Genomic DNA, 26,067 nt, shown 5'->3' with positions numbered 1-26,067 from the left:
GCCGTACGATCGGGAAATGGCTGGTCGTGGGCGGGCGTCGAAATCCTCGGTGACGGTGGTGTGCCTGCTGCTCGCGTCTCTGACGGCTTGCGGCGGGCCGTCCGCGGCCGACACCGCGAAGGCCGAGGTGCAGCGGGTGCTCGACCGGCGGGCGGCGGCGGTCCTGCACCACGACCCGGCGGCGTACGCCGCCACCGGGGACCGGGCCCCGTACGCGCGACTGCGAGCCGTCCCGCTGACGGACTGGTCCTACCGGCTGAAGAGCCTGCGCCGCAGCGGCGACACCGCGGTCGCGCAGGCCGAACTGCGCTACCGGGTCACCGGGTACGACAGGGCGCCCGTCACCGCGGGCCGCACGCTGACCCTGTCCACCGGCGCCGACGGGAAGTGGTACGTCGACTCCGACCGGCCGCAGAAGAAGGCCGCCGAGCAGTTGTGGGACCAGGGCACGGTCTCGGTGGTGCACGGGCTGCGCAGCCTCGTGCTCGGCGTCGGACACGGCGACGCGGTCCTGCGCGGCTACGCGGGCCTGGCCGACCGCGCGATACCCGCGGTGTCGGACGCGTGGGGCACCGACTGGGGCCGGCACGTCGTCCTGCTGGTCCCCGAGTCCCTGGAGGGCATGGCCGGACTGCTCGGCTCGCCCGCCTCCAACTACCGCGGGATCGCCGCCGTCACCACGGGCGAGACAGGGGGCACGGGCCGGGCGCCCGCGGACCGGATCATCGTCAACCCCGCCGCCTACGGCATGCTCGGGTCGCTCGGCAAGCAGGTCGTCCTCACTCACGAGACGACCCATGTCGCCACCCGCGCCCACACCAACGCCGCCACCCCGCTGTGGCTCTCCGAGGGCTACGCCGACTGGGTCGGCTACCGCGGCACCGGCCGCCCCCCGGACCAGGTCGCGCCCGAACTGCGGCGCGCCGTGACCGACGGGGAGGTTCCCGCCGCGCTGCCGTCCGACGAGGACTTCGGCTTCGCCGGGGACCCGGCCCGGCTCGCCCGGGCCTACGAGAGCGGCTGGATGGCCTGCCGCATGATCGCCGACCAGTGGGGCGAGCGGCGCCTCGACGACTTCTACCGCTCCGTCGGCGCGCACGGCACCCGCGAGGGCGCGGTCGAGGACGCCCTGCAGAAGGTCCTCGGCACCACCCTGGACCGGTTCACCGAGCAGTGGCGTGCGTATCTCGGACGTCAGCTGGGCTGATCGAGCCGGGCGGTGGGCCGGGCGGCCCGGTGCGGCGGCCGTGTCCGTGGCGCGGCGGTGACCGTCGAGCGCCACAGGACCCGGCAGGCGGTCACGCACGCGGCCACCAGCAGGCCGTTGCGCAGCAGCAGGAGGCTGACGCCGAGGCGGTCGCTCGCGACGACGTGCGCGAAGTACACCGGGAACTCCAGGGCCGTCACCGGGGCGGCCGCCAGGACGAGGCCGGCCGGCAGCCGCATGCCGTCGTCCCGGAAGCACAGGCAGACGGCGGCCGGCCCGATCGGCCACACCACGTGCTGGGGGCTGAGGACCCGGCTGGTGACCGTGAACAGCAGTACGGCCGTGAACGCGGCCCGGGCGGCCGTGTGCGGGCGGAAGCGGCGGGCCCGCAGCCGCCGCAGCAGCCGGCCGAAGGCGGCCGTGGCCCCCGTCACTCGCTGGCGGCACCCGCGAGTCCGACCGGTCCGCGCGGTTCGTGGTGCGGGGCACATGATCTCCCGGGGGGCCGGTGAGGGGCGGGTGGCATGGCCGCGGCCGGGTGTCCCGGTTGGGTTCGGTAGGGTCGGCCGGTGTGCGCAAGACCCTCATCGTGACCAACGACTTTCCGCCCCGGCCGGGTGGGATCCAGGCGTTTCTGCACAACATGGCGCTGCGGCTGGATCCGGAGCGGCTGGTGGTCTACGCCTCCACCTGGAAGCGGGGCCGGGAGGGGGCCGAGGCGACGGCCGCGTTCGACGCGGAGCAGCCCTTCACCGTCGTACGCGACCGCACGACGATGCTGCTGCCGACGCCGGGCGCGACCCGGCGCGCGGTCGGGCTGCTGCGCGAACACGGTTGCACCGCGGTGTGGTTCGGGGCGGCGGCGCCGCTCGGGCTGATGGCTCCGGCCCTGCGGAGGGCGGGCGCCGAGCGGCTGGTGGCCACCACCCACGGGCACGAGGCGGCGTGGGCGCAACTGCCCGCGGCGCGCGGACTCCTGCGCCGCGTCGGGGAGTCGACGGACACGATCACCTACCTCGGCGAGTACACCCGCTCCTGGATCGCCACCGCGCTGACGCCCGAGGCGGCCGGCCGGATGGTGCAACTGCCTCCGGGCGTGGACGAGAAGACGTTCCACCCCGGTTCGGGCGGTGACGAGGTGCGGGCCCGGCTCGGGCTCACCGACCGGCCGGTCGTCGTGTGCGTCTCACGGCTGGTCAGGCGCAAGGGGCAGGACACGCTGATCCGGGCCATGCCCCGGATCCTGGCCGCCGAACCGGACACCGTGCTGCTGATCGTCGGCGGTGGCCCGTACGAGAAGGAGCTGCGTGCCCTGGCGGAGCGCACCGGGGTGGCCGGGTCCGTGCGCTTCACGGGCGCGGTGCCCTGGGCCGAGCTGCCCGCGCACTACGGCGCCGGCGACGTCTTCGCCATGCCCTGCCGCACCCGGCGCGGCGGACTCGACGTCGAGGGGCTCGGCATCGTCTACCTGGAGGCGTCGGCGACCGGGCTGCCCGTCGTCGCCGGGGACTCCGGCGGCGCCCCCGACGCGGTGCTCGACGGCGAGACCGGCTGGGTCGTGCGCGGCGACTCCTCCGAGGAGACCGCCGAGCGCGTCGTCACGCTCCTGGGGGACGCCGCGCTGCGCCGCCGCATGGGGGAGCGCGGACGCTCCTGGGTCGAGGAGAAGTGGCGGTGGGACCTGCTGGCCCAGCGGCTCAGGGAACTGCTGTAGCGGAACGGCGCGCTACTTGGCGTAGAGCGCCTCGATCTCGTCCGCGAAGTCCTGCGCCACCACGTTCCGCTTGAGCTTCAGCGACGGGGTGAGATGACCCGAGTCCTCCGTGAGCTGGGAGGGCAGGATGCGGAACTTCCGCACCGACTCCGCCTTCGACACCGCGGCGTTGCCGTCGTCGATCGCCGCCTGGATCGCCGCGTTCAGGTCCGGGTCGTCGCGCAGCGCCTCCGCCGTGGAGTCCGCCGGCTTGCCGTGCTCGGCGCACCAGCGGCGCAGGAACTCCTCGTCGAGGGTGACCAGCGCGCCCACGAACGGCCGCCCGTCGCCCACCACCATGCACTCCGCGACCAGCGCGTGCGCTCGGATACGGTCCTCGATCACGGCCGGCGCGACGTTCTTGCCGCCGGCGGTGACGATGATCTCCTTCTTGCGGCCGGTGATCCTGAGGTAGCCGTCCTCGTCGAGGGTGCCGATGTCACCGGTGTGGAACCAGCCGTCGGCCAGCGCCTCCCGGGTCGCGCCGGGGTTGTTCCAGTACTCCTTGAACAGGTGCTCGCCGTGCAGCAGCACCTCCCCGTCGTCGGCGATGCGGATCACCGAGCCGGGCAGCGGCTGGCCGACCGTGCCGATCTTCTGCCGGTCCCAGGGGTTGAAGGCGGTCGCCGCGCACGACTCGGTCAGGCCGTAGCCCTCCAGGACCGTGAAGCCGATACCGCGGTAGAAGTGCCCGAGGCGCTCGCCGAGCGGGGCGCCGCCGGAGATGGCGTACTCGCCGCGCCCGCCGAGCACCGCGCGCAGCTTGCTGTAGACCAGCTTGTCGAACACCTTGTGCTTGATCCGCAGCCCGAGCGAGGGGCCCGAGGGGCTGTCCAGCTCCTTGCTGTAGGCGATCGCCGTGTCGGCCGCCTTGTCGAAGATCCGGCCCTTGCCGTCCCCCTGCGCCTTGGCGCGCGCCCCGTTGTAGACCTTCTCGAAGACCCGTGGGACACCGAGGATCAGCGTGGGGCGGAAGGCGGCCAGCTCGTCGGTGAGGTTCTTGATGTCCGGGACGCAGCCCAGCTTGATCGGCGCCATCATGGGGGCGACCTGGACCAGCCGGCCGAAGACGTGCGCCAGCGGCAGGAAGAGCAGCACCGAGCACTCGCCGGTGCGGAACAGCGGGCGCAGCCGCTCCACGACGTTGCCGCACTCGGCGAAGAAGGCGCGGTGGGTGAGCACGCAGCCCTTGGGCCGGCCGGTGGTGCCGCTGGTGTACACGATGGTCGCCGGGTCGTCGGCCTTCGCCAGCGAGCCGCGCTCCTCCACCATGGCGTCGCTGATGTCCCGCCCGGCCCGGCCGAGCTCCTCGATCGCGCCGTCCTCGATCTGCCAGACGTTCTTCAGCGCGGGCAGCGTGTCGCGCACCGCGTCGACGGCGGCGGCGTGCTGGTCCAGCTCCACGACGCAGGCGGTCGCGCCCGAGTCGCCGAGGATCCACCGCACCTGCTCCGGCGAACTGGTCTCGTACACCGGCACGGTGATCGCGCCCGCGCTCCAGATCGCGAAGTCCAGCAGCGTCCACTCGTAGCGCGTACGGGACATCAGGCCCACCCGGTCGCCGGGCTGGATGCCGGAGGCGATCAGCCCCTTGGCGGCGGCGTGCACCTCGGCGAGGAAGGCCCGTGCCGTGACGTCCCGCCAGGCGCCGTCCACCTTGCGCGCGATGACGGCGACGTCGGGATGCTGCGCGGCGTTTCTGCGGACGATGTCGGTCAGATTCCCGTCCGCAGGGACCTCGTACAGAGCCGGAAGGCTGAACTCGCGCAAGACTGCTGCTCCTCATAGGGCGCCGGCGCCACGACGTTGTTGAAATCCAGAAACGACTTGACGGGCCGGACGTTACCCGCCGGTATGCTTCTTCGACAGGGGGACCCGGCGAGATGTTCGCTGCGTCACACGGATCGATGTTCCCCTGCGCACAGTAGTCGACCCGCCGAATGACCGGCCAGTAACGCCGTTTCCGGCCGCCACTGTTCACGTATGCCACGCCCGCCTACGCTTGATCGTCATGGCACCCACACCGGCCCGTCACGGCAGAACGCGCATCCACGTGGTCAGCGACGTGCACGGCAACGCGCGCGACCTGGCCCGAGCCGGAGACGGCGCCGACGCCCTGGTGTGCCTCGGCGACCTGATCCTCTTCCTCGACTACGCCGACCACTCGCGCGGGATCTTCCCCGACCTGTTCGGCGTGGAGAACGCCGACCGCATCGTCGCGCTGCGCACCGCCCGCCGCTTCACCGAGGCGCGCGAGTTCGGCGCCCGGCTGTGGGCGGGCATCGACGGCGACCGGGCCACGGTGATGGAGCAGGCGGTGCGCAAGCAGTACGCGGAACTCTTCGCCGCGTTCCCCACCCCGACGTACGCCACCTACGGCAACGTCGACATGCCGGCCCTGTGGCAGGAGTACGCCCGCGAGGGCACCACCGTGCTCGACGGGCAGCGGGTCGAGATCGGCGGCCGTGTCTTCGGCTTCGTCGGCGGCGGCCTGCGCACCCCCATGCGCACCCCGTTCGAGATCGGCGACGAGGAGTACGCGGCGAAGATCGAGGCGGTCGGCGAGGTCGACGTACTGTGCACGCACATCCCGCCCGAGGTGCCGGAACTCGTCTACGACACCGTCGCGCGCCGCTTCGAACGGGGCAGCCGCGCCCTGCTGGAGGCCATCCGCCGCACCCGGCCCCGGTACGCCCTCTTCGGCCATGTCCACCAGCCGCTGGTCCGTCGGATGCGGATCGGCGCGACCGAATGCGTGAACGTGGGGCACTTCGCCGGGAGCGGCCGGCCCTGGGTGCTCGAATGGTGAGCATTCCGGCCGATCGCGCAGGTGGGGGTGGAGTCCGGCGGTCGGGCGCGCGGTAGCCTTCACGCTGCACACACGTGCGCACGAGGAGCGCACCCCCGGCCTCACCCGGCCGCACTACCGGCCCGCATCTGGAGGAGCCACGGCGATGGCGGAACACACCAGCTCGAGCATCACGATCGAGGCGCCACCGGCCGAGGTCATGGGGGTGATCGCCGACTTCGCCCGCTACCCCGACTGGACCGGCGAGGTGAAGGAGGCCGACGTCCTCAAGACCGACGACCAGGGCCGTGCCCATCAGGTCCGCCTCGTCATGGACGCGGGCGCCATCAAGGACGACCAGACCCTCGCGTACACCTGGACCGGCGACCACGAGGTCTCGTGGACCCTGGTGAAGTCCCAGATGCTGCGCTCCCTGGACGGCTCCTACGTCCTCAGGCCCGCGGGCGTGTACGCCACCGAGGTGACCTACCGCCTCACCGTCGACGTCAAGATCCCCATGCTCGGCATGATCAAGCGCAAGGCCGAGAAGGTCATCATCGACCGCGCCCTCGCGGGCCTGAAGAAGCGCGTGGAGTCGGGCGAGAAGTAAGGCCCGCCCGGCCTGCGGGCGGTCCCGGACCGACGGCGCGGGCCCACCCGCGACACGCGTCGCCGGGCGCCGGCCGCGACGGAGGCGGAGGGCGCGCCGCCGACACCGGCGGAGGGCGCCCGTGGGCGACCGGGCCGTCAAAGCCAGCTACCGTTCAACCTCATGCGCACCCTCCTGATCACGGGCCCGGGCGGCAGCGGCCGTACGACCGTTTCCGCCGCCACCGCCCTGACCGCCGCCCGTGACGGCGTCGACACCCTCGTGCTCAGCGCCGACCGCACGGACTCCCTCGGCGCGGCGCTCGGGGTGCCGACGGGTGCGGAGCCGGTGCCCGTCGCGCCGCGGCTGACCGCCTGGCGCCCCGACGCGGCGGCCGGCTTCCGGGCCGACCTCACCGCCTTCCAGGACCGCGCGGGCAACGTACTGGACCTCCTCGGGGCCTCCCGCCTGGACACCGAGGAGGTCACGCCGCTGCCGGGCGCCGAGGAACTCGCCCTGCTGCGCGCGCTGCGCGACGCGGCCCTGTCGGAGCGGTTCGAACTGCTGGTCGTCGACCTGCCCCCGGCGCCGCAGGCACTCGCCCTGCTCGCGCTGCCCGAGGAACTGCGCCGCTATCTGCGCCGGCTGCTCCCGCCCGAGCGGCAGGCGGCCCGCGCCCTGCGGCCGGTGCTCGGCCGCCTCGCCGGCGTCCCCATGCCGGCCGAGTGGCTGTACGAGACGGCGGCACGCTGGGACGTCGAACTCGCCGCCGTGGCCGCGGTCCTCGCCGACCGCGGCACCCGCGTACGCCTGGTCGCCGAGCCCGGCCCGGCCGGCGCCGACGCCGTCCGGAGCGCCGCCCTGGGCTTGGCCGTGCGCGGACTGGCCGTGGAGTGCCTGGTCGCCGGCCGGGTCCTGCCGGAGACCGCCGCGGACTCCTGGCTGGCCGGCCCGGTCGCACAGCAGCGCAAGACCCTCGACGAGTGGCGGGAGGCGTACGCCGTCCACCCGGCCGCCCACCTGGGCCGGGACCCGCGCGGCCTGGACGATCTCGCCGCCCTCGCCGTGCCCGGCGCGAACCCGGCGAGCGCGCCGGTCGAGTGGCCCGTGACCGACCGGCTCGCCGAGGACGGGGTCCTCGTGTGGCACATCCCGCTGCCCGGCGCCATACGCGAGGAGCTGGACCTCATCCGGCTCGGCGACGAACTCGCGGTCACCGCCGGGCCGTTCCGCCGTGTCGTACCGCTGCCCTCGGCCCTGCGCCGGTGCACCGTCGACGGGGCCGCCCTGCGCGACGGCGAGCTGCGGATCCGGTTCGCGCCGGACCCCGCGCTGTGGCCCCGCGAGAGATGAACCGCGTACCCCCGTTCGGGTAACGTCGTAGGGACGAACCGTAGTCAGGAGTCCGCCATGAGCGAAGAGCGCACACCGTCCGACGCCGCTCGGGACGACGCCGCTCAGGAGGAGCCCGGCGGCCGTGGGGACACCCCCCGTTCGAGCGAGGCCGAGAAGCCGGGGGAGCGGCGCGCCACGGACGCCGACGCCTGGTCCACGGCCTGCGCCGAGGACCTCGCCGCGGAGCAGGCCCGCCGCCGCGAGCGGTACGGCCCGCCGCCGGGCTCGGCCGCCGAGGAACTGCGCAAGTTCGTCGACACCGTCGCCGACAAGCTGTCGTCGCTCCAGGCACCGCTGCTCGGCGCTCTCGCCGGACCCGCTGCCGAGCAGGTGGTGCGGCAGATGGTCCAGCAGGCCAAGGCGGCCGTCGAGCCGGTCGTGGAGCGCAACCCCGAGGTCTTCGAACACCTGGCGGCGGCCGGTGGCGAACTCCTCGCCGCGTACCGCTCGGCCGTCGAGTCCCACGAGCGCCGCTGGACGTCGTCCGGCACGGGCGAGTCCCCGCGGGACGAACCCGGCGAGCCGGACACCCGCTCCGACGGCCGCCGCGACCCCGGTGAGGGCACCGGCGGCGGCGAGCGCATCGACTTGGACTGACCGGCCGGACGACTTGGACCACCGTCCGGACGACGCGAATTCGACGGCAGGGCCTCGGGTACGGTTGGCCGTAGCGGGGCTCGACCGGAACTGAGGGATTCATGGGACTCACCATCGGCGTCGACATCGGCGGCACGAAGATCGCGGCCGGCGTGGTCGACGAGGAAGGCAACATCCTCTCGACCTTCAAGGTGCCGACCCCCACTACGCCGGAGGCCATCGTGGACGCCATCGCCTCGGCGGTGGAGGGCGCACGCGCGGGGCACGAGATCGTCGGTGTGGGCATCGGCGCCGCCGGATACGTCAACCGGCAGCGCTCCACGGTCTACTTCGCGCCCAACATCGACTGGCGCAACGAGCCGCTGAAGGAGGAGGTCGAGGCGCGCGTCGGCCTGCCGGTCGTCGTGGAGAACGACGCCAACGCCGCGGCCTGGGGCGAGTACAAGTTCGGCGCCGGCAAGGGCCACCGCAACGTCATCTGCATCACGCTCGGCACCGGCCTGGGCGGCGGCATCGTCATCGGCAACAAGCTGCGCCGCGGCCACTTCGGCGTGGCCGCCGAGTTCGGCCACATCCGGATGGTCCCGGACGGCCTGCTGTGCGGCTGCGGCTCGCAGGGCTGCTGGGAGCAGTACGCCTCCGGGCGCGCCCTGGTGCGGTACGCCAAGCAGCGCGCCAACGCCGCCCCCGAGAGCGCGGAGGTGCTGCTCGCCCTCGGTGACGGCACCCCTGACGGCATCGAGGGCAAGCACATCTCCATGGCCGCCCGCCAGGGCTGCCCGGTGGCCGTCGACTCCTACCGCGAGCTGGCCCGCTGGGTGGGCGCCGGCCTGGCCGACCTGGCCTCGCTGTTCGACCCGTCCGCGTTCATCGTCGGCGGCGGTCTCTCCGACGAGGGCGAGTTGGTCCTGGAGCCGATCCGCAAGTCCTACAAGCGCTGGCTGGTCGGCGGCAACTGGCGTCCGGTCGCCGAGGTCCTCGCCGCCCAGCTCGGCAACAAGGCCGGTCTGGTGGGCGCCGCGGACCTCGCCCGGGAGCCCGACCCGATCATGTAGTGCCGGTCGCACCCGAGCGCGCCCACCGTCCCCGTCCGGCCGGGACCGGTGGGCGCCGCCGTACCGGCTCCGAGCCGGCCGCGGCGTATGTTGATCGTCATGCTGCTGCCCAACTCCCGTACGGAGCCCGACGGTTCCGCCGTCATCCGCGTCCTGAGCCACAACATCCGGTCGATGCGGGACGACACCGAGGCGCTGGCCCGGGTGATCCGCGCCTGTGCGCCCGATCTCGTCCTCGTCCAGGAGGCGCCGCGCTTCTTCCGCTGGCGCAAGAAGCTGGCCCGGCTCGCGGCGGCCTGCGACCTGGTGATCCTCACCGGCGGCGCGACGGCCGCGGGCCCGGCGATCCTCTGCTCGCTCCGGGCCGTCGTGGAGCGCACCGAGGACGTGCTGCTGCCGCTCACCCCCGGACTGCACCGGCGGGGCCTCGCGACGGCGGTCGTCCGGTTCGGGGGTGCCCGGCTCGGCGTCGTCAGCTGCCACCTCTCGCTCGACGCGGACGAGCGGTACGAGCAGGCCGGTGTGCTCCTGGACCGGCTGGCCGGGATGGGCGTGGAGCACGCGGTGGCGGGCGGCGACCTCAACGAGCGCCCGGACGGACCGGCGTTCCGGCGGCTGGCCGGCTCGCTCCAGGACGGCTGGGCCACCGCCCCCTGGGGCGCGGAGGACACCTGGACGTCCGCCGATCCGCACCGGCGCATCGACGCGGTCTTCGCCACCCGCGGCGTCGAGGTCCTCGGCTGCGGGGTGCCCCTCGGCACGCCCGGCGTGATCGAGGCGGACCTGAGGGCGGCCACGGACCACCTGCCGGTGCTGGCCGCCCTCAGGATCCCGGCGCTCGCCTAGGGCCGGAAGCCGGTTCTGGGGCCGGGGTCCGGTTCGCGGGGCCGGCGGCCGGCCGGCCGCCGGCCCCGGGCTCAGACCACCGCCCCGCGGCCCGGGTCGTCTTCGTCGTCGTCGCCCGGCTTCATACGCATCACCAGCGTCGCGAAGCCGCCCAGGAAGCCGCCGATGCCGAGTATGGTGAGCCACCACGTCATGTCCCAGCCGAACAGGACGGCCAGCAGGAGCAGGACGGGCCCGCCGATCACCGCGAGCCAGGCGAACTTCGCGGTCGGGTCGGCGGACGGCAGCGGGGGCGGCTCCGGCGGGACGAAATGGCCCTCGTCGCCCTCGTCGAAGTCTTCGTCGGACGGTTCGGCGAGCGAGTAGTCGCGCGGCCCCGCAGCGGACTTGCCGACACCGGGAGCGAAGGAGACCGAGCTGCCCAGCCGGCCGGCCGGGCCCTCCGTGCTCTCGCCGTCCTTGCCGCTCTCGTCGTTCGTGTCGCCCTTGGCGTCCTCGGCCTTGCTGTCCTTCCTCTCCTTCCACAGCTTCTCGTCGGGCGTCCCGGGGTCCGGCGGCAGCGCCAGGTCCTCGATCGGCCGGAACGGCCTGGAGCCCGGCGGGTCCGGCGGCTCCTCGCCGTACCCGGCGACGATCGCCGCCCACGCGGCCGCCTCGTCGAAGGCGACGCCTTCCTTCCCGGCGGGTACACCGGGCTCGGCGCGCTGCTCGGCCGGTCCGACGGGCTCGGCCGGCCCGACGGGCTCGGCCGGCGTGACCGGTTCGGCCGGCTCCACCGGCTCGCGGCCGTCGAGGTTCTCGCGGTCGGAGTCGTGCTCAGCCACCTGCCGTCGTCCCTTCCTTGCCGACACTGGGTGCGAGCCGGCCGACGAAGGCGTAGCTCTCCTCGAAGATCCGGTCCGCGTCGTGGTCCAACGTCGCGACGTGGTAGCTGTGTTCCAGGAGGACCTCGGTGACGTCCGTGGAGGAGATCCGGCCGAGGATCCGGGCCGAGTCGACCGGCGGCACCACATGGTCCTGCGGGCTGCGCAGAAGCAGCAGCGGCTGGGTGACCTGCGGCAGCTCGCCGTCGACCATCCGGAAGAAGTTCCTGAGCGAGTGCGCGGCGTGCAGCGGCACCCGGTCGTACCCCAGCTCGGCGGCGCCCTCCAGCGCGATGTCGCTCGCGATGCCCTTCGTGGTCCGTACGACATGGCGGGCCACCGGCAGGGCGTACGCGGACAGTCCGTGCACCTTGTTGGCCGGGTTGACGACCACGACGCCCGCGACCGCGTCCCCGTGCCGGGCGGCCAGCCGCAGCGCCAGCGCGCCGCCCATGGACAGTCCGGCCACGAACACCTGCGCGCAGGACTCGCGCAGGACACGCAGCTCGCGGTCCACCTCCGCGTACCAGTCCGGCCAGCCGGTGAGCTGCATGTCCTCCCAGCGCGTGCCGTGCCCGGGCAGCAGCGGGAGCGAGACGGTCAGACCGCGTTCGGCGAGGTACCGCCCCCAGGGGCGCAGGGACTGGGGGGAACCGGTGAAGCCGTGGCAGAGGAGGACGCCGACCTCCCCGCCCTCGTGGCGGAACGGTTCGGCTCCGGGGAGCACCGGCACGTTGCTCTCCTGTGGTCGTCGATTGCAGGTACTTCACCGTACGCGACCGCACTGACACCGACCAGGGCCGTCGGGCCCACAGGCCGTACCCGGCGGTATCGTCTGATCGACACACACAGGAAGGCACTCGGTTGTTCTACGGCACGATGAAGGTCGCCATCGGGGGGCCGCTGAAGCTCGCCTTCCGGCCCTGGGTGGAAGGCCTGGAGAACATCCCGGCCGAGGGCCCCGCCATACTGGCGAGCAATCACCTGTCCTTCTCGGACTCCTTCTTCCTGCCGTCGGTGCTCCACCGCAAGGTCACCTTCATCGCGAAGGCCGAGTACTTCACCACACCCGGTGTGAAGGGCCGGCTGACGGCCGCGTTCTTCAAGGGTGTGGGCCAGCTCCCCGTGGACCGCTCCGGGTCGCGCGGCGCGGGTGAGGCGGCGGTGAAGAGCGGCATAGAGGTGCTGGAGCGCGGCGAGCTGTTCGGCATCTACCCGGAGGGCACCCGCTCGCCCGACGGCCGCCTCTACCGCGGCAAGCCGGGCGGCCTGGCCCGCGTCGCCCTGGCCACCGGAGCGCCCGTCATCCCGGTCGCCATGATCGACACGGAGAAGATCCAGCCTCCCGGGAAGGTCGTCCCCAAGCTGATGCGCCCGGGCATACGCATCGGCAAGCCCCTGGACTTCAGCCGCTACCAGGGCCTCGCGCACGACCGTTTCGTGCTGCGGGCGGTGACGGACGAGGTCATGTACGAGATCATGAACCTTTCCGGCCAGGAGTACGTCGACATCTACGCGACCGCGGCCAAGCGGCAGATCGCGGAGGCGGCCAAGGCCGAGAAGGAAGCGGGGAAGGCGGCGGGAAAGGCGGCCGACGAGGCCCGGAAGGCGGCGAAGGCGTCGCCCGGGCCGGCCGGGACGGAAGAGGCCGAGAAGGAGAAGCGGGCGGAGTAGGGCGAACCGCCAAGGGGGGGACATGCCGAAGCGGCAACGCGTGATGAGGATGTCGGTCGAGCAGCCGCTGTGGCGCGCGCTCGCCGGATACCGGGTGCTGACCATGCTCTACGCGGTCGGCCTGTTCACCACCGGCTACGGCCGGTTCCCGCGCCCCTGGGTCGCCATCGCCTACTACTGCGTGCTGTCCGTGTGGACCCTGGCCACGCTGCCCAAGGTCGCGAACGCCGCGAGCTGCACCAAGCGCTTCCTGGCCGCCGACCTCGCCCTGGCGCTGACCGGCATCCTCCTCACCCCCGTCGCCGACGCCCCGGCGCGGATCGCGGACGGCGGCCCGACCCTGCCGTCGATCTGGACCGCCGGCTCCGTCCTGGCCTTCGCCGTCAAGGGCGGCTGGCGCTGGGCCGCCGTCGCCTCCACCGCCGTCGCCCTCGCCAACCTGGTCGAGCGCGGCTCCCCGGCCCGCGACACCGTGCACAACGTGATCCTGGTCTGGGTCGCCTCCATCGCCATCGGCTACGTCGTCGAGGTCGCCCGCGCCTCCGAGCGCACCCTCGCCCGCGCCCTGGAGATCGAGGCGGCCACCCGCGAACGGGAGCGCCTGGCCCGGGACATCCACGACGGCGTGCTCCAGGTGCTGGCCATGGTGCAGCGGCGCGGCGCGGTCATCGGGGGCGAGGCCGCCGAACTGGGCCGGCTGGCGGGCGAGCAGGAGGTGGCGCTGCGCACCCTGGTCTCCGGCGGGCTGGTCCCGCTCCCCGGGGCGTCGAGGGACACGTCCGGAGATACGGCCGGGGGCGCGGTCGTCCGGACCGGCGACGAGGACACGGACGACGACGCCGACGGGCCCGTGGATCTGCGCGCGCTGCTCGCCCCGTACGCCGGTGCCCGGGTCGGCCTCGCCGAACCGGGGGCCCCGGTGCTGCTGCGGCCCGCCGCCGCCCACGAGGTGGCCGCCGCCGTCGGGGCCGCGCTGGACAACGTCCGCCGGCACGCGGGCGAGGACGCGCGGGCCTGGATCCTGGTCGAGGACGAGCCGGAGTCGGTGATCGTGACCGTGCGGGACGACGGTCCCGGCATCCCCGAGGGGCGGCTCGCCCAGGCCGAGGGCGAGGGCCGGCTCGGTGTGGCCCTGTCGATCCGGGGCCGGCTGCGCGACATCGGCGGCACCGCCGAGCTGATCTCGGTGCCCGGTCAGGGCACGGAGGTCGAACTGAACGTGCCCAAGAACACGAACACCACGAACGACAGCGAGCACACGAAGAGCGCGAAGGGCGCGCCGTGGACGCGGGGGAAGGCAGAGAGCCGATGAGCGCGGAGCAGGGCCCGATCAAGGTGATGGTGGTCGACGACCACCCGATGTGGCGCGACGCCGTGGCCCGCGACCTGGCCGAGTCCGGCTTCGAGGTGGTCGCCACCGCGGGCGACGGCGAGCAGGCGGTGCGCCGCGCCCGGGCCGCCGCGCCCGACGTGCTCGTGCTCGACCTGAACCTGCCCGCGAAGCCCGGGGTCCAGGTCTGCAAGGAACTCGTCGGCGCCAACCCGGCGTTGCGCGTGCTGGTGCTGTCCGCGAGCGGTGAGCACGCCGATGTGCTGGAGGCCGTGAAGTCGGGCGCGACGGGCTACCTGCTGAAGTCGGCCTCGACGGGGGAACTGCTGGACGCGGTGCGCCGCACGGCCGTGGGCGACCCGGTGTTCACACCGGGGCTCGCGGGCCTGGTGCTCGGCGAGTACCGGCGGCTGGCCGCCGAGCCCGCGCCCACCACGGACGCCGGTGAGCCGAAGGCGCCCCGGCTCACCGACCGCGAGACCGAGGTACTGCGCCTGGTCGCCAAGGGCCTGAGCTACAAGCAGATCGCCGAGCGCCTGGTGATCTCCCACCGCACGGTCCAGAACCACGTTCAGAACACCCTGGGCAAGCTCCAGTTGCACAACCGGGTGGAGCTGGTGCGGTACGCCATCGAGCGCGGGCTCGACGGCGAGTAAACCCGCGTACGTGCGGCAACCACCCTTTCGGGTGGATTCGCCTTGATCAACTACCCGACAATTCAGTGGAATTGACTCTCCGCCCCATGCCGAAGTGACGTGCGTCACCATTAGCGTGACCTTCACCAGGCAACCGCGGCGAAGGGACTTTTCCATGCGGGTCGGAGTACTGACCGGAGGCGGCGACTGCCCCGGGCTCAACGCCGTCATCCGGGGCATCGTCCGCAAGGGCGTGCAGGAGTACGGCTATGACTTCGTCGGCTTCCGGGACGGCTGGCGGGGCCCACTCGAGAACGACGCCATCCGTCTCGACATCCCCGCGGTGCGCGGCATCCTGCCCCGCGGCGGCACCATCCTCGGCTCCTCGCGGACCAACCCCCTCAAGCAGGAGGACGGCATCCGGCGGATCAAGGACAATCTCGCCAAGCAGGAGGTCGAGGCGCTCGTCGCGATCGGCGGCGAGGACACCCTCGGCGTGGCCGCGCGGCTGAGCGACGAGTACGGCGTGCCCTGTGTGGGCGTGCCCAAGACCATCGACAACGACCTGTCGGCCACCGACTACACCTTCGGCTTCGACACCGCGGTCGGCATCGCCACCGAGGCGATCGACCGGCTGCACACCACCGCCGAGTCCCATATGCGGGTCCTGGTCTGCGAGGTGATGGGCCGTCACGCCGGCTGGATCGCCCTGCACTCCGGCCTCGCCGGCGGCGCGAACGTCATCCTCATCCCCGAGCAGCGTTTCGACGTCGACCAGGTGTGCGCCTGGATCACCTCCCGTTTCAAGGCGTCGTACGCCCCGATCGTCGTCGTCGCCGAGGGCGCCATGCCCAAGGACGGCGACATGGTCCTGAAGGACGCCTCGCTCGACTCCTTCGGGCATGTGCGGCTGTCCGGGGTCGGCGAGTGGCTGGCCAAGGAGATCGAGGCACGCACCGGGAAGGAGGCCCGGACCACCGTTCTCGGGCACATCCAGCGCGGCGGCACGCCCAGCGCCTTCGACCGCTGGCTGGCCACCCGGTTCGGGCTGCACGCCGTCGACTGCGTCCGCGACGGCGACTTCGGCAAGATGGTCGCCCTGCGCGGCACCGACATCGTCCGCGTCCCGATCGCGGAGGCCACCGTCAAGCTGAAGACGGTCGACCCGAAGCTGTACGAGGAGGTCGGGGTCTTCTTCGGCTGACCCGCCACCGGCCTCCCGCGGACCGCACCGAGGGCGCCGTCGACCTGACCGGCGGCGCCCTCGGCGCGCGCGTACCCGGCTACCGGACGGGCCGCGGCTCGGAGCGCGTGCCGGTGCCGCGCAACTGCTCGGCCAGCAGCGCGCGGACGATCGCCTGGCCGTTCAGCGTCAGCACGGACTCGGGGTGGAACTGCACCGACGCGAACCTCGCGGAGCGCAACGCGTGCACCTCACCGGACGCGCTCCGGCTGACCTCGATTCCGTGCGCCGACAGCTCGGCGTGCGCCTCGTCGTCGCAGCGCGCCACGTAGCTGTTGTAGAAGCCCACGGTCTCGGCCCGGCCGAACAGGTCGATCCCGGTCTGGGCGCCCTGGTGGGGCACCTCCTTGCGGACGATGTCCAGGCCGAGTTCGGCCGCGATCAGCTCGTGCCCGAGGCAGACCCCGAGAACGCCGTGCCGGTGCCCGGTGAGCACCTCCGCGGTCAGCGCGCGCAGCAGCCGCATCTTCGGGTCGTCCGGATCGCACGGGTCGCCGGGACCCGGGCCGAGGACGACCGGCCCCTGGTGCGCGAGCACGGCCGCGCGCAGTCCGGGCTCGTCGTAGCGACGCACGGTGACGGTCAGCCCCGACGACCGCAGCACGTGCGCGAGCATCGCGGTGAAGGTGTCCTCGCCGTCCACGACCAGGGTGTGCCCGGTGAGTCCCGGCGCGCTTCCCCCGGCCTCCGACCGCGTCTGTGCGGCGGAGACCCCGTTCTGCATCCGCAGCCAGAACGGCGCGAGCAGGGCGCGCCGCCCGTCCAGCGCCGCCCGCACCCGGGGGTCGTCGGCGAGCCGGGGCCGCGACCGCTCCGCGCGCGGCCGTGCGGGCCGTACGCCCAGCGCCGCCAGCACGCCCGCCGCCTTCGCGTGCGTCTCGGCGACCTCGCCCGCCGGGTCCGAGCCGCGGACGAGGGTGGCGCCGACCGGCACGCGCAGCCGACCGCCGGCGTCGATGTCGGCCGTGCGGATGAGGATGGGGGAGTCCAGGGTCTGGGCGCCGCCGGAGTCGCGGCCGAGGAGGGCGAGGGCGCCGGCGTAGTAGCCGCGCCCGCCGGTCTCGTGGCGTTCGACGACCCGGCAGGCGTTCTGCACCGGCGACCCGGTGACGGTCGCGGCGAACATGGTCTCCTTGAGCACCTCGCGCACGTCCAGGGAGGACCGGCCGCGCAACTCGTACTCGGTGTGCGCGAGGTGCGCCATCTCCTTCAGGCGCGGGCCGACGACCACCCCGCCCATGTCGCCGACGGTGCACATCATCTTGAGCTCCTCGTCGACGACCATCGACAGCTCCTCGATCTCCTTGCCGTCGGCGAGGAAGCCCAGCAGGTGCTCGGGCGTCGGCCCCTCGGCCGGGTAGCGGTACGTCCCGCTGATCGGGTTCATCACGACCGTCCCGCCGGACATGCGCACGTGCACCTCGGGGCTGGCGCCCACCAGTGTCCGGTCCCCGGTGTGCACGACGAACGTCCAGTACGCCCCCCGCTCGCCCTCCAGCAGCCGCCGGAACAGCGCCAGCGCGTCGGCCCGCCCGAAGCCCGGGACCGCCCCCTCGTACGTCCGCCGGATCACGAAGTTCGCGCCCTCGCCCGCGCCGATCTCCTCGCGCAGCACCCGCCCGACGATCTCCGCGTACTCCTCGTCGCCGACGTCGAAGGTGCCGCCCTCGACGCGCACCTGGTGCGCGGGGAGCTGCGCCAGGGCCTCGGCGAGCGGGACCGTGCCCGTCTCCTCGGGCGTCAGCACCAGCAGCGGGGTGCCGTCGTCGCGGACGTCGAAGCCGCGCTCGCGGATCTGCCGGAACGGTACGAGCGCCAGGCCCTCGTCGGGCAGGTCGGCCAGGCGGTCGCGGGCGGTCACCGGGCCGAGCAGCACCTCGACCAGGTCCTGGTCGTGCCCCGGGGTACGGCGGCGCAGCAGGGCGAAGGGGCGGGGGTCGTGCAGCAGCCGTGCCAGGTCCATGGGTTCCTCTTCCGTCGATGCCGGTCGATGCCGGTGGATAGCGGTCGATGTCGGTGAGGAACGGCCAAGGCGCCGGAAACGCCGAAGGCCGCCCCTCGGGCGGCCTTCGCGAAGTGTGGGATACGCGCAGTCAGCGGGCCGCCGGAGGAGCGGTCCACCACCAGTTCTGGTTCTGGGTCGAGTGCGCGAACATGCCCGGCACCCTACCGCATCGGGCCGCCACGCGGCCCCGTCCGGCCCTCGCGGCCGTGTCGCCCGTACGCAGCACAGGCCGGTTTCCGGCGGCCGTGCGGGGTGGAAAGAGGGTCCGCGTCGACCGTGTGCCGCTCGGGCCCGGCGTTCGCCGCGCGCTCGTGCCCGAACGAGGAGTACGCCATTCCCGCACCACGATCGCCCCACCCGGCGCGGCCCCGCCCCCGCATGAGGCGTGCGCTGACCGCGCTGAGCGCCTGCGCGGTGCTCGCCGCCGCCGCGCCGGCCGCCGCGCGGCCGGTGGCCGACGACGCGACGAAGACCGTCAGCTACCGCGGTCACACGTTCACCGTCCCGGCCGGCTGGCCCGTCGTCGACCTCGACCAGGAGCCGACCGCCTGCGTCCGCTTCGACCGGCACGCCGTCTACCTCGGCACCCCCGGCGAGCAGCAGGACTGCCCGGCCCGTGCCGTCGGGCGCACCGAGGGTCTCTGGGTACAGCCCGCGGTGGCGACGAAGTCCTTGGTGACCGAGGACCGCACGTCCCGCGTCTACCGGGCGACCGCCACCAACGAGGGAGTCTCCATCACGGCCCCGTACGGCGAGGACCGCGCGGAGATCCAGCGGGTGCTGCGCAGCGCCGGACTGCCCGTCGCCACCGCCCGCGTCGGGGAGCCCGCCCGGGCGCCGACCGCGGGCGCCGTGCCCGCCGACGCGACCGCGTACCGGGGCAGGGGCTTCGACACCTGCACAGCCCCGAGCCGGACGGCCATGAACGCCTGGAGGACCGGCTCGCCGTACGGGGCTGTCGGCGTCTACATCGGCGGGGTCAACCGCGCCTGTGCCCAGGCGAGGCTGACCTCCGAGTGGGTGCGCACGCAGTACGCGAACGGGTGGCGCTTCTTCCCGCTCTACGTCGGCCCGCAGCCCTCCTCCGGCGCCGGCAGCTGCCGGAACTCCTGCGCGTCGATCACCGATCCGGTGCCGCAGGGCAAGGAGGCCGCGGAGGACGCGGTCGCCCAGGCGGTGGCGCTCGGCTTCGCCGAGGGGTCGGTGCTCTACAACGACCTGGAGCAGTACGCGACGGGCGGCACCCTCACCACGCGCGTACTCGGCTATCTGGAGGCCTGGACCGAGCGGCTGCACGAACTGGGCTACCGGTCCGGCGCGTACGGCAGCGTCTCGTCCCTGGTCGCCGACCTGGTCGGCAACGCCGGGAAGGTCACCCTGCCCGACGTGATCCACTTCGCGCACTGGAACGGCGAGAACACCACCCACCACACCGCCATCCCGGCCGACCTGTGGGCCGGTCACCAGCGCATCCACCAGTACGCGGGCAACAGGACCGAGACCTACGGCGCGGTGACCATCAACATCGACCGCGACCAGCTGGACGTCGGCACCGGCGCCTGAACGGCGCCGGGCGGGACGTCCCGCGACCGGGCGCCGTCCGTCTCATTGGATGAACGGAGAAAGGGACCCGCCTGGCGACCCCGTAATCTTGGTGGGGTGACCGTGAACGCTAAGACCAGCGCGAGCGCTGGCAACACCTGGCGAGACCTGCCCGCGGCGCAGCAGCCCGAGTACCCCGACACCGAGGCTCTGCGCGCAGTGATCGCGGACCTCGAGTCGTATCCGCCGCTCGTCTTCGCGGGCGAGTGCGACCAGCTGCGCGCCCGGATGGCGGCCGTCGCCAAGGGAGAGGCGTTCCTCCTCCAGGGCGGCGACTGCGCCGAGGCGTTCGACGCGGTGTCCGCCGACCACATCCGCAACAAGCTCAAGACCCTGCTCCAGATGGGCGCCGTGCTGACGTACGCCGCCTCGGTGCCGGTGGTCAAGGTCGGCCGGATCGCCGGCCAGTACTCCAAGCCGCGCTCCAAGCCGACCGAGACCCGCGACGGCGTGACCCTGCCGACCTACCGCGGCGACTCCGTCAACGGCTTCGAGTTCACCGAGGCCGACCGCGTCCCGGACCCCGAGCGGCTGAAGCGGATGTACCACGCGTCCGCCTCCACGCTGAACCTGGTGCGCGCCTTCACCACCGGCGGCTACGCCGACCTGCGCCAGGTGCACGCCTGGAACCAGGACTTCGTGAAGTCCTCCCCGTCCGGCCAGCGCTACGAGCAGCTCGCGCGCGAGATCGACAACGCGCTGAACTTCATGCGGGCCTGCGGCACGGACCCGGAGGAGTTCAAGACCGTCGAGTTCTTCTCCTCGCACGAGGCGCTGCTGCTCGACTACGAGTCGGCGCTGACCCGAGTCGACTCGCGCACCGGGCAGCTGTACGACGTCTCCGGGCACATGGTGTGGATCGGCGAGCGCACCCGGCAGCTGGACCACGCGCACATCGAGTTCGCCTCGCGCATCCGCAACCCGATCGGCATCAAGCTGGGCCCGACGACCACGCCCGAGGAGGCGCTGCGGTACATCGACCGCCTCGACCCCGAGCGGGAGCCGGGCCGGCTGACGTTCATCGTCCGCATGGGCGCCGACAAGATCCGCGACCGGCTCCCGGAGCTGGTGGAGAAGGTCACGGCCTCGGGCGCGGTGGTGGCCTGGGTGACCGACCCGATGCACGGCAACACCTTCGAGGCGGCCTCCGGTCACAAGACCCGCCGCTTCGACGACGTGCTCGACGAGGTCAAGGGCTTCTTCGAGGTGCACAAGGGGCTCGGCACGCACCCCGGCGGCATCCATGTGGAGCTGACCGGCGACGACGTCACCGAGTGCGTCGGCGGCGGCGACGAGATCTTCGTCGACGACCTGCACCAGCGCTACGAGACGGCCTGCGACCCGCGTCTGAACCGCAGCCAGTCCCTGGACCTGGCGTTCCTGGTCGCGGAGATGTACCGGGACCAGTGAGGCGCGCGCCCCTCGCGGGAGCGTGAACGCGAAGTGGGGCGCGGATCACATGGGATCCGCGCCCCATCCCCTTTTCGGGCATTCGTGCGGTGAGTAAGGTTAGGTTTGCCTCACCGAGAAGTCGGGGCGGCACTACTGAAACCGATCCCGGCGGGAGGTGAACCGCGTGTACGTGTGCAGTTGCTTCGGTGTCACCGAGCAGCAGGTCAAGCAGCACGCGGACAACGGCGCCTGCACTCCCCGCAAGATCGCCTCCGCCTGCAAGGCGGGCACGGACTGCGGCGGGTGCGTACGTCGCATCCAGGCGCTGCTCGGCCGCGGCACCTGCCCGCGGCGCGAGCTGATCGACCAGGGCGGCCCGGCGCTCGCGCCGCTCACGGGCGGGGCTGCCGGCGCCCACCCGAAGGAGCTGGGCGACGCCGCCTAGGGGTGTGAAGGCCGTCGGCGGTCGCCTCAGGGGCTGGAGAAGCCGTGCGTTCCGGGGCCCGACGGGTCCGGCTGGCTCTGCTCGACGAGGGTCGAGAGGTAGAGCGCCTCACCCAGCTTGTCGACCAGTTCCAGCTGGGTGTCCAGGTAGTCGATGTGGTGCTCCTCGTCGGCGAGGATCGCCTCGAAGATGTTCGCCGACGTGATGTCGTCCTTGTCGCGCATCAGTTCCACGCCGCGGCGCAGCCGGTCGATGGCCTCGACCTCGATCTGCCGGTCGGCCCGGAACATCTCGGCCACCGTCTGCCCGACCTGGACGTGGAAGAGGCGCTGGTAGTTCGGCAGGCCGTCCAGCAGCAGGATCCGGTCGGTCAGGAGCTCCGCGTGCCGCATCTCGTCGAACGACTCGTCGCGGGTGTACTTGGCGAGCTTCGTCCAGCCCTTGTGGTCCTGGATCTTGGAGTGCAGGAAGTACTGGTTGATCGCGGTGAGCTCGGCGGTCAGCTGCTCGTTGAGCAGTTCGATCACCTCGGGGTCGCCTTGCATGGCGGCGGGGCTCCTTCCGGACGTCTCTGGGCCGATCTCGCGCATGATTGCACCGGCACACACGGCCGTCCAGTAAGTGCATGCTTAGTACGAGTTGTCCGAATGGTCCCCCGGTTGGTCATGTGCACCCTCTCCGGTCTGTCAGGATGGAGTCATGGGTCAGCCGGTGGAACGCGCGTCAGGGGACGCGTCTGGAGCAGTGCCGACGGGAGCGGCACAGCCGGAACTTCCGCCGGGACAGCGGCTCCAGCGCGGCTGGCCGGTCACGCACTACGGGCCGGTGCCCAAGTTCCGGCCCGAGCGCTGGGACTTCCGGGTGTTCGGCGCCACCGCCGACGGCGAGAAGCACTGCTGGACCCACGAGGAGTTCACGGCCCTGCCGTACACCACCGTGGTGGCCGACCTGCACTGCGTCACGAAGTACAGCATGGTCGGCGCAGAGTGGGGCGGCATCCCCGCGCGCACCGTCCTGGACATCGCCCCGCCCGCGGCGAACGTCACCCACGTGATGGTGTGGGCGGAGTACGGGTTCAGCTCCAATCTGCGCCTGTCCGACTTCACCTCGGAGCACACCCTCTTCGCCACCCACAAGGACGGCGAACTGCTCACCGCCGAGCACGGCTTCCCGCTCCGCCTGATCGTCCCCCACCTGTACGCCTGGAAGGGCCCCAAGTGGGTCCGCGGCGTGGAGTACATGACCGCCGACCGCCGCGGCTTCTGGGAGGAGCGCGGCTACCACAACCTCGGCGACCCCTGGAAGGAACAGCGATACTCCTACCAGGAGGAACCGGGAGACGGGCCGGAACTCTGACGCCCGCCCCGGCGGCCGTCCCGGTGCCTGCTCACACCTTCGTCATCCGTCCCTGAGCCGCTTCAGGCGCTCCACGTCCGCCATGTGTCCCTCCTTGCCGCCCGGGGTCTCGATGATCAGCGGGACGCCCTCGGTGGCGGGGTGGGTCATCAGGGCGCGGAAGGGGTCCTCGCCGATGTGGCCGGCGCCGATGTTCTCGTGCCGGTCCTTGTGCGCGCCGGCCACGTCCTTGGAGTCGTTGGCGTGGATCAGCCGCAGCCGGCCCTCGCCGACCGTCTCCACCAGCAGGTCCAGCGTCCGGTGCATGCCGTCCGGGCCGGTCAGGTCGTGCCCGGCCGCGAATATGTGGCAGGTGTCCAGGCACACGCCCAGCCTCGGGTGGGCGTCCAGCGCCTCGAAGTACGGCCCGAAGTCCCAGGTGCGCGAGCACAGCGAGGCACCCTGGCCGGCGGTGGACTCCAGGAGCAGATACGGGTCGTCGTCGTGGGTGAGCTCGTCGAGCAGCGGCAGCATGTGCTCCCGCACCTGCTTCAGGGCGACGGACCGGTCCCGGCCGCCGGTCGCGCTCCCGGTGTGCACGACGACGCCCAGCGCGCCGATCTCCCGGCCGCGCCGCAGCGAGTGCCGCAGCGACTCCACCGACCGCTCCACGGTCGCCTCGGTGTGCGAGCCGAAGTTGATCAGGTACGGGGCGTGGACGTACGCCGGAACCGACTGCTCCGCGCAGGCCGCCCGGAACTGCTCGTCCTGCCGCGGGTTGCCCGCGGGCGTGGCCCAGCCGCGCGGATTGGCGACGAAGACCTGCACGGTCTCGGCGCCGAGGTCACGGGCGTAGGACAGGCCCACGGAGTGCAGCCCGCCGGCGACGGGCACATGGCCGCCGATCGGGTTGCGGGAGGGGCCGGGGAGGGGGCGGGACCGCTGACTGCTCACCCGTTCAGGGTGTCACGTGCCCGGCGGCCGGTGGCCGCCGGGCGGCCGTCACCGGATGGTGATCGTTATCGTCGAGCCCTTCGGCGCCCGGTCTCCGCCCTTCACCGACTGCTTCTTGACGGTGTCGCCGAACAGACCGAGCAGCCCGCGGTCCTCCCGCACCTGGAAGCCGGCCTTCTGGAGGGTGTTCTTCGCGTCGCCGACGCTGTTGCCGGTCACGTCCGGCACCTCGACCATCACCGGGCCCTTGGACAGCGTCAGCGTGACCGTGTCGCCCTTGGCGGCCTGGCTGTCGCCCTCCGGGCTCTGCCGGGCGACCCGGCCCTTGTCGTAATCGGAGTTGACCTGCTCCGAGGAGATCCGCACCTTCAGGCCGGCGTCCTGAAGCTCGGACCGTGCCTCGTCCAGGTCGTCGCCGGTGACGTCCGGCACGTCCACCGCGCGGCCGTTGCTGACGGTGAGCGCGATCGCCGAGCCGGCCCGCCGCTCGGTGCCCGCCTCGGGGTCCGTGCCGATCACGACGTCGCGGGGGACGTCGTCGCTGAATTCCCGGCTCACCATGCCCGGCTCCAGGCCCTCCTTCTTCAGCAGGGTTCGCGCCTCGCCCAGCCGGTGGCCCTTCAGATCGGGCACCCGCACGGTCTCGGGCCCGTCGGAGACCGTGAGCGTCACCGAGTCGTGGCTGCGGATCCGCGCGCCCGCCTGCGGGTCGGTGCTGATGACCGTGCCGCGCCCGACCGTGTCGCTGTAGGCGTGCTCGACCCGGTCGACGCCGAGACCGGCCTCCTTGAGCTGCTCCCTGGCCTGCGCCTCGGTCTTCGCCAGCAGCGGCGGGACCTTCGTGAACTGGCCGGAGTTGATGTACCACACGCCCCCGCCGGCCCCGAGGACCAGCAGGACGGCGACGACCACCGTGAGCAGCGTGCGCCGGGGCCGCCCGGGACGCGGCGCGCCGGCCGGTGGCTGTGGGGGCGGGGGAGCCTGAAGACGGCTGGTGCGGTTGAGGGCGGCCTCGGACCGCGCGCCGTCCCCACCGGTCCCGCCGTCCCCGCCGCGGATCCGCGTCGTCAGCGCGCGCGGGATGACGCTCGTACGGTCCTCCGCGTTGTCGTGCTCCGCGGTGAGGGCCTGCGGCGGCAGTGCGTCCAGCTGGTCCTGGCCGAGCGCGGACCGCGCCTCGCGGACCCGCGCGAGCAGCGCGACCGCGTCGTGCGGCCGGATGTCCGGGGTGCGCGCGGTGGCCTCCGCGACCAGTTCGTCCAGCTCGAAGGCGAGTCCCGGCACGACGGCCGACGGGGCCGGTACGTCCTCGTGGAGGTGCTGGTACAGCACCTGGGCGGGGGACTCCCCCTGGTGGGGCTTGCCGCCGGTCAGCATCTCGTACAGCACGACCCCGCACGCGTACACGTCGACCCGGGGGTCGGCGGTGCCGCGCTCGATCTGCTCCGGCGCCAGGTAGGAGACGGTGCCGAGGACGGCACCGGTGGTGTTCGTCACCGTGTCCACGGACCGCACCAACCCGAAGTCGGCGACCTTGACCCGGCCGTCGTCCCCTATCAGGACGTTCTCCGGCTTCATGTCGCGGTGCACGAACCCGGCCCGGTGCGCGGCCCCCAGCGCGGCGAGCACCGGCTCCAGGATGTCCAGCGCCGCGCGCGGCTGGAGCGCCCCGCGCTCGCGCAGCACGTCGCGCAGGGTGCAGCCGGCCACGTACTCCATGGCCAGGTACACGTACGACCCGTCCGTGCCCTGGTCGAAGACCTGCACGACGTTCGGGTGGGCCAGCCGCGCGACCGACTTGGCCTCCCGGATGAACCGCTCCACGAACGAGCCGTCGGCCGCGAGCGAGGGGTGCATCACCTTGAGCGCGAGGACCCGGTCCAGGCGGGTGTCCAGGGCCCGGTAGACCGTGGCCATCCCGCCGACGGCGATCCGCGCGTCGACGCGATAACGGCCGTCGAGCACCTGCCCGACGAGAGGGTCCTGAAGGCTCGTATCCACGCAGGCGAGTCTACGAGCCGCCACGGACACACACGGATCGCGGACGCTGTCGCGGCGGGACTGAAGCCGACCTGTGACGCGGCCCACGCACCGGTGAGAGGAGGTGACGACAGGACCTGCTAGTGCTGTGACCGGAAAGGTTCACCGGCTCGCGACGCCCGGCACGGCACCTCGCCGCGTTGCGCATCACCCGAGTACATCCAGTACGCGGGTCATGCTCCGCCCTGCGATGTACCGCACCGGACGCCGCGAGCTTCCCGGCAAACCTTTCCGGTCACAGCACTAGTAGGGCTTGGTCAGGTCGGGTGTGGTGGTGCGTGTCCTTCTGGGCCGGTGTGGCGTTGGGAGTGTGTGACTC

The 26,067-nt window shown here is 72.8% G+C and carries 24 protein-coding genes; 16 read left to right on the top strand and 8 right to left on the bottom strand.

The genetic code is table 11. From position 1 onward, the window contains the following. Positions 1-16: 16 nt before the first annotated feature. Positions 17-1,207, top strand: coding sequence for a hypothetical protein (locus ACFY3J_RS24565; RefSeq protein ID WP_390841755.1), 1,191 nt, complete (start codon positions 17-19; stop codon positions 1,205-1,207). Here the strand turns inward: ACFY3J_RS24565 and ACFY3J_RS24560 are convergent. Next, on the bottom strand, positions 1,195-1,641 hold the full coding sequence (locus ACFY3J_RS24560) for a hypothetical protein (protein ID WP_390841754.1): 447 nt from the start codon (positions 1,639-1,641) through the stop codon (positions 1,195-1,197). The genes ACFY3J_RS24565 and ACFY3J_RS24560 overlap by 13 nt on opposite strands. Before the next feature lie 137 nt (positions 1,642-1,778). Here ACFY3J_RS24560 and ACFY3J_RS24555 point away from each other — a divergent pair, with 137 nt between their 5' ends. Beyond that, positions 1,779-2,921: a glycosyltransferase family 4 protein gene (locus tag ACFY3J_RS24555; protein WP_390841753.1), complete on the top strand. Its 1,143-nt coding sequence runs from the start codon at positions 1,779-1,781 to the stop codon at positions 2,919-2,921. Between the two features lie 12 nt (positions 2,922-2,933). On the opposite strand, the gene ACFY3J_RS24550 is transcribed toward ACFY3J_RS24555, so the two are convergent. Then, on the bottom strand, positions 2,934-4,730 hold the full coding sequence (locus ACFY3J_RS24550; protein ID WP_390841752.1) for an AMP-dependent synthetase/ligase: 1,797 nt from the start codon (positions 4,728-4,730) through the stop codon (positions 2,934-2,936). A 241-nt stretch (positions 4,731-4,971) separates the two neighbouring features. Here ACFY3J_RS24550 and ACFY3J_RS24545 point away from each other — a divergent pair, with 241 nt between their 5' ends. From ACFY3J_RS24545 to ACFY3J_RS24520, 6 genes are all read left to right on the top strand, one after another. After that, a complete protein-coding gene (locus ACFY3J_RS24545; protein ID WP_384180146.1) occupies positions 4,972-5,769 on the top strand; it encodes a metallophosphoesterase in 798 nt (265 codons plus the stop codon). Between the two features lie 145 nt (positions 5,770-5,914). After that, a complete protein-coding gene (locus tag ACFY3J_RS24540) occupies positions 5,915-6,358 on the top strand; it encodes an SRPBCC family protein (RefSeq protein WP_390841751.1) in 444 nt (147 codons plus the stop codon). 162 nt (positions 6,359-6,520) lie between these two features. Continuing rightward, positions 6,521-7,690 carry an ArsA family ATPase gene (locus ACFY3J_RS24535; RefSeq protein ID WP_384180151.1) on the top strand — a complete coding sequence of 390 codons (1,170 nt, stop codon included), beginning with the start codon at positions 6,521-6,523 and terminating at the stop codon, positions 7,688-7,690. Positions 7,691-7,747: 57 nt separating this feature from the next. Beyond that, the gene (locus ACFY3J_RS24530; protein ID WP_390841750.1) at positions 7,748-8,329 is read left to right on the top strand and encodes a DUF5304 domain-containing protein; all 582 of its coding nucleotides are present in this window, start codon (positions 7,748-7,750) and stop codon (positions 8,327-8,329) included. 101 nt (positions 8,330-8,430) lie between these two features. After that, the gene (locus tag ACFY3J_RS24525; protein ID WP_384180155.1) at positions 8,431-9,384 is read left to right on the top strand and encodes an ROK family glucokinase; all 954 of its coding nucleotides are present in this window, start codon (positions 8,431-8,433) and stop codon (positions 9,382-9,384) included. Between the two features lie 87 nt (positions 9,385-9,471). Then, the gene (locus tag ACFY3J_RS24520) at positions 9,472-10,230 is read left to right on the top strand and encodes an endonuclease/exonuclease/phosphatase family protein (RefSeq protein ID WP_384180158.1); all 759 of its coding nucleotides are present in this window, start codon (positions 9,472-9,474) and stop codon (positions 10,228-10,230) included. Between the two features lie 71 nt (positions 10,231-10,301). On the opposite strand, the gene ACFY3J_RS24515 is transcribed toward ACFY3J_RS24520, so the two are convergent. Both ACFY3J_RS24515 and ACFY3J_RS24510 read right to left on the bottom strand, forming a co-directional pair. Next, positions 10,302-11,054, bottom strand: coding sequence for a hypothetical protein (locus ACFY3J_RS24515; RefSeq protein ID WP_390841749.1), 753 nt, complete (start codon positions 11,052-11,054; stop codon positions 10,302-10,304). Continuing rightward, on the bottom strand, positions 11,047-11,826 hold the full coding sequence (locus tag ACFY3J_RS24510) for an alpha/beta hydrolase (RefSeq protein WP_390841748.1): 780 nt from the start codon (positions 11,824-11,826) through the stop codon (positions 11,047-11,049). The genes ACFY3J_RS24515 and ACFY3J_RS24510 overlap by 8 nt, the downstream gene beginning before the upstream one ends. A gap of 146 nt (positions 11,827-11,972) precedes the next feature. Here ACFY3J_RS24510 and ACFY3J_RS24505 point away from each other — a divergent pair, with 146 nt between their 5' ends. The 4 genes from ACFY3J_RS24505 to ACFY3J_RS24490 all read left to right on the top strand — a co-directional run bounded on the left by ACFY3J_RS24505 (position 11,973) and on the right by ACFY3J_RS24490 (position 15,936). After that, positions 11,973-12,767 carry a lysophospholipid acyltransferase family protein gene (locus tag ACFY3J_RS24505; RefSeq protein ID WP_384180501.1) on the top strand — a complete coding sequence of 265 codons (795 nt, stop codon included), beginning with the start codon at positions 11,973-11,975 and terminating at the stop codon, positions 12,765-12,767. 22 nt (positions 12,768-12,789) lie between these two features. Next, positions 12,790-14,079 (top strand): MacS family sensor histidine kinase, encoded by a 1,290-nt coding sequence (macS, locus tag ACFY3J_RS24500; protein WP_384180164.1) that lies wholly within the window; start codon positions 12,790-12,792, stop codon positions 14,077-14,079. Next, positions 14,076-14,753: a response regulator gene (locus ACFY3J_RS24495; RefSeq protein ID WP_384180166.1), complete on the top strand. Its 678-nt coding sequence runs from the start codon at positions 14,076-14,078 to the stop codon at positions 14,751-14,753. Before macS ends, ACFY3J_RS24495 begins: the two co-directional genes overlap by 4 nt. A gap of 154 nt (positions 14,754-14,907) precedes the next feature. Continuing rightward, complete coding sequence (locus ACFY3J_RS24490; protein WP_384180168.1) at positions 14,908-15,936, top strand: 6-phosphofructokinase; 1,029 nt, start codon at positions 14,908-14,910, stop codon at positions 15,934-15,936. Positions 15,937-16,015: 79 nt separating this feature from the next. Here ACFY3J_RS24490 and ACFY3J_RS24485 read toward each other — a convergent pair whose 3' ends face one another. Continuing rightward, positions 16,016-17,938 carry an anthranilate synthase family protein gene (locus tag ACFY3J_RS24485; protein ID WP_390841747.1) on the bottom strand — a complete coding sequence of 641 codons (1,923 nt, stop codon included), beginning with the start codon at positions 17,936-17,938 and terminating at the stop codon, positions 16,016-16,018. A 420-nt stretch (positions 17,939-18,358) separates the two neighbouring features. On the opposite strand from ACFY3J_RS24485, the gene ACFY3J_RS24480 reads away from it, so the two are divergent. The 3 genes from ACFY3J_RS24480 (at position 18,359) to ACFY3J_RS24470 (ending at position 21,419) form a co-directional block, all read left to right on the top strand. Continuing rightward, positions 18,359-19,543, top strand: a complete 1,185-nt coding sequence (locus ACFY3J_RS24480) for a glycoside hydrolase domain-containing protein (protein WP_384180172.1) — start codon at positions 18,359-18,361, stop codon at positions 19,541-19,543. Positions 19,544-19,639: 96 nt separating this feature from the next. Then, complete coding sequence (locus ACFY3J_RS24475) at positions 19,640-20,992, top strand: class II 3-deoxy-7-phosphoheptulonate synthase (RefSeq protein WP_384180174.1); 1,353 nt, start codon at positions 19,640-19,642, stop codon at positions 20,990-20,992. Positions 20,993-21,158: 166 nt separating this feature from the next. Next, positions 21,159-21,419, top strand: coding sequence for a bacterioferritin-associated ferredoxin (locus ACFY3J_RS24470; protein WP_384180177.1), 261 nt, complete (start codon positions 21,159-21,161; stop codon positions 21,417-21,419). A 26-nt stretch (positions 21,420-21,445) separates the two neighbouring features. Here the strand turns inward: ACFY3J_RS24470 and bfr are convergent, their stop codons facing one another. Then, complete coding sequence (gene bfr, locus ACFY3J_RS24465; protein ID WP_384180179.1) at positions 21,446-21,964, bottom strand: bacterioferritin; 519 nt, start codon at positions 21,962-21,964, stop codon at positions 21,446-21,448. Positions 21,965-22,118: 154 nt separating this feature from the next. On the opposite strand from bfr, the gene ACFY3J_RS24460 reads away from it, so the two are divergent. Beyond that, positions 22,119-22,775, top strand: a complete 657-nt coding sequence (locus tag ACFY3J_RS24460) for a sulfite oxidase-like oxidoreductase (RefSeq protein WP_384180182.1) — start codon at positions 22,119-22,121, stop codon at positions 22,773-22,775. 42 nt (positions 22,776-22,817) lie between these two features. Here ACFY3J_RS24460 and ACFY3J_RS24455 read toward each other — a convergent pair whose 3' ends face one another. Continuing rightward, entirely contained in the window at positions 22,818-23,708 is an 891-nt protein-coding gene (locus tag ACFY3J_RS24455; protein WP_384180184.1) for a deoxyribonuclease IV, read from the bottom strand. A gap of 48 nt (positions 23,709-23,756) precedes the next feature. Next, on the bottom strand, positions 23,757-25,709 hold the full coding sequence (gene pknB, locus ACFY3J_RS24450) for a Stk1 family PASTA domain-containing Ser/Thr kinase (protein ID WP_390841745.1): 1,953 nt from the start codon (positions 25,707-25,709) through the stop codon (positions 23,757-23,759). Between the last annotated feature and the right edge of the window lie 358 nt (positions 25,710-26,067).

The sequence above is a fragment of the Streptomyces sp. NPDC001231 genome (assembly GCF_042896885.1).
In the GTDB taxonomy this organism is placed as follows: domain Bacteria; phylum Actinomycetota; class Actinomycetes; order Streptomycetales; family Streptomycetaceae; genus Streptomyces.
Note: the sequence above shows the minus strand (reverse complement) of the source record. Positions and strands in the feature narration are given on the sequence as shown.

Bases quoted from the DNA above. Each gene is read 5' to 3' on its own strand.
- ACFY3J_RS24565 (WP_390841755.1), top strand. From the start codon at position 17: ATGGCTGGTCGTGGGCGGGCGTCGAAATCCTCGGTGACGGTGGTGTGC.
- ACFY3J_RS24545 (WP_384180146.1), top strand. From the start codon at position 4,972: ATGGCACCCACACCGGCCCGTCACGGCAGAACGCGCATCCACGTGGTC.
- ACFY3J_RS24540 (WP_390841751.1), top strand. From the start codon at position 5,915: ATGGCGGAACACACCAGCTCGAGCATCACGATCGAGGCGCCACCGGCC.
- ACFY3J_RS24535 (WP_384180151.1), top strand. From the start codon at position 6,521: ATGCGCACCCTCCTGATCACGGGCCCGGGCGGCAGCGGCCGTACGACC.
- ACFY3J_RS24530 (WP_390841750.1), top strand. From the start codon at position 7,748: ATGAGCGAAGAGCGCACACCGTCCGACGCCGCTCGGGACGACGCCGCT.
- ACFY3J_RS24525 (WP_384180155.1), top strand. From the start codon at position 8,431: ATGGGACTCACCATCGGCGTCGACATCGGCGGCACGAAGATCGCGGCC.
- ACFY3J_RS24520 (WP_384180158.1), top strand. From the start codon at position 9,472: ATGTTGATCGTCATGCTGCTGCCCAACTCCCGTACGGAGCCCGACGGT.
- ACFY3J_RS24505 (WP_384180501.1), top strand. From the start codon at position 11,973: ATGAAGGTCGCCATCGGGGGGCCGCTGAAGCTCGCCTTCCGGCCCTGG.
- macS (WP_384180164.1), top strand. From the start codon at position 12,790: ATGCCGAAGCGGCAACGCGTGATGAGGATGTCGGTCGAGCAGCCGCTG.
- ACFY3J_RS24495 (WP_384180166.1), top strand. From the start codon at position 14,076: ATGAGCGCGGAGCAGGGCCCGATCAAGGTGATGGTGGTCGACGACCAC.
- ACFY3J_RS24490 (WP_384180168.1), top strand. From the start codon at position 14,908: ATGCGGGTCGGAGTACTGACCGGAGGCGGCGACTGCCCCGGGCTCAAC.
- ACFY3J_RS24485 (WP_390841747.1), bottom strand. From the start codon at position 17,938: ATGGACCTGGCACGGCTGCTGCACGACCCCCGCCCCTTCGCCCTGCTG.
- ACFY3J_RS24480 (WP_384180172.1), top strand. From the start codon at position 18,359: ATGAGGCGTGCGCTGACCGCGCTGAGCGCCTGCGCGGTGCTCGCCGCC.
- bfr (WP_384180179.1), bottom strand. From the start codon at position 21,964: ATGCAAGGCGACCCCGAGGTGATCGAACTGCTCAACGAGCAGCTGACC.
- ACFY3J_RS24460 (WP_384180182.1), top strand. From the start codon at position 22,119: ATGGGTCAGCCGGTGGAACGCGCGTCAGGGGACGCGTCTGGAGCAGTG.